Origin of the sequence: Microcoleus sp. MOSTC5, from assembly GCF_036701825.1 — a bacterium.
GTDB lineage: Bacteria > Cyanobacteriota > Cyanobacteriia > Cyanobacteriales > Microcoleaceae > Microcoleus > Microcoleus asticus.
Genome location: NZ_JAUBRK010000139.1, coordinates 1 through 4,314, shown reverse-complemented (window position 1 = coordinate 4,314; position 4,314 = coordinate 1). Strand labels below are relative to the sequence as shown.

4 protein-coding genes and 1 pseudogene are annotated in these 4,314 nt (G+C 44.4%); all 5 read left to right on the top strand.

The features are described from left to right. Positions 1 to 104: 104 nt before the first annotated feature. The 5 genes and pseudogenes from QUA54_RS33765 (at position 105) to QUA54_RS33745 (ending at position 4,299) form a co-directional block, all read left to right on the top strand. Positions 105 to 305: a hypothetical protein gene (locus QUA54_RS33765; protein WP_333419334.1), complete on the top strand. Its 201-nt coding sequence runs from the start codon at positions 105 to 107 to the stop codon at positions 303 to 305. 39 nt (positions 306 to 344) lie between these two features. After that, positions 345 to 611: pseudogene (locus QUA54_RS33760) on the top strand (EF-hand domain-containing protein); the annotation flags it as partial. A 120-nt stretch (positions 612 to 731) separates the two neighbouring features. Beyond that, the gene (locus QUA54_RS33755) at positions 732 to 1,718 is read left to right on the top strand and encodes a nucleoside hydrolase (RefSeq protein WP_333419332.1); all 987 of its coding nucleotides are present in this window, start codon (positions 732 to 734) and stop codon (positions 1,716 to 1,718) included. A 773-nt stretch (positions 1,719 to 2,491) separates the two neighbouring features. Beyond that, positions 2,492 to 3,349, top strand: coding sequence for a hypothetical protein (locus tag QUA54_RS33750; protein ID WP_333419330.1), 858 nt, complete (start codon positions 2,492 to 2,494; stop codon positions 3,347 to 3,349). Positions 3,350 to 3,837: 488 nt separating this feature from the next. Next, positions 3,838 to 4,299 (top strand): hypothetical protein, encoded by a 462-nt coding sequence (locus QUA54_RS33745; protein ID WP_333419328.1) that lies wholly within the window; start codon positions 3,838 to 3,840, stop codon positions 4,297 to 4,299. Positions 4,300 to 4,314 lie beyond the last annotated feature (15 nt).

The window sequence follows — 4,314 nt, the reverse complement described above, 5'->3', positions numbered from 1 at the left end:
ATTTAACAGGCTTCTCAATTCACATATCATTTTCAGTCTTTTTTGTCAACTCCTAATACTGAACCGACGCCCTAGGCGTTGCCATCTTTACCCCAATTGGGGCAGTGGTGGGATTGCTGGGTTGCGCCATGTACCTGCTACCCGGTTTGCTGCTGGGAGCCAAGCCGGATGAACTTTTCAGAGCCGCGCTTCAGGGCCAGCAACGCAACATCTTGTTTGAGCAGGCAACCCCTGCGATTAAAGGCGATTTACGCTACATCTTCGATGCAATCGATCGCGATCGGAGTGGGTTCCTCTCAACCTAGGAGCTTGCAACTCACCTACATCCGGCAGGAAAAGTCCTCTCTGAGAGTGAACTCACCTATCTGTTCAACTGCATGGATAGAGATCGCAGTGGCGCGATCGACTTTGAGGAATTTGGCGAATTAATGTTGCGCCATCAACGGTTGATGTCGAGATATACAGAATTTGTCACCTATTTCCTACCGATTGATGTTGATGCAGATGATACCATCAGTATGCAGGAGATGAATACGGCACTAGCCAGTTTGAAAGAGCCACCTCTGTCTAAGGATGAAATCACATTTTTGCAAGAGCAAACAGGAGGATAGGCGTTGACTTGGAATCGGTTTATTGAGGTGCTGCTGCTGACTTGAAGCGCGATCGCTGCCTTGATACTAATCCCGATCGGACTTTTATACAATCATCCCTTACTTGAGGGACCTTATCCTATGACAACTCAACTCACTCGTCCCAGAATCATTCTCGACACCGATCCGGGCGGAGACGATATTTATGCTTTCCTTTGGCTTCTGGGCTTAGTCAAACAAGGACTCGCTGAACTTGTGGCCGTTACTTCTGCTGATGGCAATGTCGCTGCTAAACGCACGTTTTCTAATGCGTCGCAGATTTTAAATTTAGCAGGGTTCCCAGAGATTAAAGTGGGTCGCGGTGTCCCCATCAAACAAGTTGTGGAAGATGCCGGACATATTCATGGGGCGGATGGGATGGGCAATCTGTCTCATACTTTACCCGCAGCTACCCATAATTTTGAGGATGCTCGCTACTCCGACGAAATCATCATCGACGAGTTAAACGCAGATCCAGGGGAGATTACCATTGTAGCGATCGGTCCGGTGACAAACCTCGCTGCGGCGGAAACGAAAAGTCCTGGCATCCTCAAAAAAGCCAAGGAAATTGTCATCATGGGAGGTGCTTTTTTCTGTTCCGGTAATGTGACTCCCCATGCCGAATTCAATATTTGGTTTAATGCTGAAGCTGCTCAGACAGTATTTGACAGCCGAGATGATATTGTCGTGATGCCGTTGGACGTTACCAGACACTTAATTTTCACGCGAGATATGACTCAGGCAGTTACTCAGGCGAATCCAGAGAGTAAACTTTCCCAATTCTTGATAGCTCTTTGTGAGTTCATGATTGGCACAGCCTTGAGTTATCGAGAAACAGCAGGAATTCCAGGTTTTCTTGTCCATGATGCAGCAACCTTGGGATACCTGTTTTATCCAGAAACTTTGATGTTGAAAAGGGCAAAAGTCCGAGTTGAAACAAAAGGAGAATTGACACTGGGACAAACGTCGATCGATAGTCGTCCTGCACCGAAAACAGGAGCCAATGCCTGGGTAGCGTTGCAGGTTGATGAGAGCAAATTTTTCACCAGTTTCGTTGAAGATTTGAAGCAGCTATTCACAACCGCCTAGCTTTGGTGAAGGCGAGATACCCAACTTTTCTAAGAAGCCGGGTATCTGAACAGAACAGGCAAAATTAAACGTATTAGTTTCACTAAGGTAAAAAATAATGACGACCACAGAGCGGTTTAAAAAGTTTCACGAGCTTACCTTCCAATGATATGCTTCGAGCTGTGTCAGTTCTGAGTTAATCAATTGGCATAAAAAGACCTATTTGCCTCAGATAGTATTTTTGAATGGGGACACGCAAAGCCTTTATAAAAAGTCCTCAATGATGTCTCATTATAGAAATAAAGTAAATAATATCATGAAAAATCCTATGCAATTACTGAATCAATTAAGTATCAAGACAAAACTCACAGTCATGTTGCTGGTAGTCAGCTTTTGTGCTATGCTTTCAACTACCTTTATATGGTCTAGTGGGTAAATTTCTTCTGACCGAAAAAGTCTTCAACCAATTAACCAACCTTCGGGCGGCCAAGACTTATCAAATCCAAGATTATTTTGAAACACTTAACAACCATAGCCAGACTGTCAGAGAAGACCGGACAGCCACCGCTTTCGTGAACGTCAAAACGCGATTCCCTAGTTAAATGCACATCGCTAGAAGCAGTCCTACTCGCAAGCTGCTGATCTCTGTACTTTTCGTTGCCCTGCTCGCTCTCTTGACTCAGTTGGGTAGTGGGGTCAGAGTTTCGGCTCAGCCTCAAACAAAGTCTGATACATTCAAGCCACTGTCTGATATTCCTGCTCAATCACAACAGGTTGAGACAGGAATCTTTGTAATGAACCTCTACGATCTTGATATCTCCAGCAATACTTGCTCCCTGGACTTTTATGTTTGGTTTAAGTGGAAGGGTAACCTAGACCCAACTGCCAACCTGGAGTATTTCAACGGAGTTAGCGACTCAGACACGACTTCAGTCCCCTCATATAAAAAGCCCGAAAAACTACCAGACGGTCGTTTCTTTCAAGCTGTGAGAGTTGAAGGTCGCTTTGTCCAACCGTTTGCTTTGGCAAAGTATCCGCTAGATCAGCAGAATCTAACGATTTCGCTAGAAGATTCAGTTTCTACTGTTGACCAAATGGTTTACGTAGCAGACAACAAGCAGTCGGGTTACTCAAGTAAGATATCAATTCCGGGCTGGGAAATTCAAGCTGCTGATGTGTCGAGTCTAGTTCATGAGTACACGACTAATTTTGGCGATCCAAGATTGGGAGATATAACTCAGTATTCGATTCTACAATATTCCCTGACTGTCTCTCGACTCGTTAGTTTCTTCGTTTGGAAACTGCTGTTACCTCTGGTGATTGTTGTCGCTGCCAGTTGGGGAGCATTGCTGCTCAAGCCACAATATGTTGATTCCCGCATTGCCCTATCCGTGACTGCACTCCTAACTACTGTATTTTTACAGCAGTCCTACTCTTCAACACTGCCGAATATTGGCTATCTAGTTTTGTTAGATAAGATATATGCCCTGGCGTACCTACTGATTACTATTTCGATTTTGGAAGCGATCGTAACCGCTGACTGGATTAAGGATGAGACACCAGAAAACTATGCGCGAGTTGTTCGACTAGATCGCACGCTTTTAGCAATTCAAATATTAGTTTTTGTTGGAGGAGTGGCGCTACTTCTGTAGCTGTCGCGATCTGAGCAAGGCAAAGGTTAATTTGAGAGGCAGCATCTCGTATGAGACCATCTGGGGTTTTCCCAAGTGGAGCATCGAGCTTAGCAGAACGAGGAAGAAGATAAGAGGTGTTTGATGTGCTTTTATAACTGACAGGTGAGGAATCTGTTAGTATAAAAGCTTGTCCTGAAGGCGAAGTTGAGAGGCCGCATCTCGTATGAGAGCATCTGGGGTTTTCCCAAATGGAGCATCGAGTCTAGCAGAACGAGGAAGAAGGTAAGAGGTGTTTGATGTGCTTTTATAACTGACAGGTGAGGAATCTGTCAGTATAAAAGCTTGTCCTGACTGAAATGCGAGCCGTTGCAAGGCGATCGCCAACAATAATCAGAGATTAGCTTTTTATTCTAATTCTTAGACAGGAAAAAAATAAGGCAAAGAATATCAAAAAACCTCCTATGCAATTACTGAATTAATTAAGTATCAAGACAAAACTCATAGTTATGTTGCTGGTAGTCAGCGTTTGCGCTATGGTCGCCAGCACCTATCTATGCTCTAGCAGTGGGAAAGCTACTCTGACCGAAAAAGTCTTCAACCAATTAACGAGCCTTCGGGCGGCCAAAACCGATCGAATCCAAGATTATTTTCAAAGCCTTTACCACCACAGCCAAACCTTAAGCGAAGACCTGACAGTCGTCGGTGTCATGCAGGAGTTCAAGAGTGCCTACCGCCAACTTGAACAATCAACAGTACCAGCGGATTTTGAAGCAAAAATTGATACCTACTACCAGACACAATTTATACCCAAACTAACGCGAACTAACGAGGGTTCGCCGGTTCTGGCATCCTACACGCCAAAAACAGCCGCTGCCCGTAAATTTTATAAATATAATTGTGATATAGCAATACTCCGGACAGTTTTTAAGCAGCCAAAGTACCATAAGACAAGACTGAAGGAAGATTAGGATGGTTTAAAATCA

Excerpts from the sequence above, each read along its gene's own strand:
- QUA54_RS33755 (WP_333419332.1), top strand. The coding sequence starts at position 732 with ATGACAACTCAACTCACTCGTCCCAGAATCATTCTCGACACCGATCCG.
- QUA54_RS33750 (WP_333419330.1), top strand. The coding sequence starts at position 2,492 with ATGAACCTCTACGATCTTGATATCTCCAGCAATACTTGCTCCCTGGAC.
- QUA54_RS33745 (WP_333419328.1), top strand. The coding sequence starts at position 3,838 with ATGTTGCTGGTAGTCAGCGTTTGCGCTATGGTCGCCAGCACCTATCTA.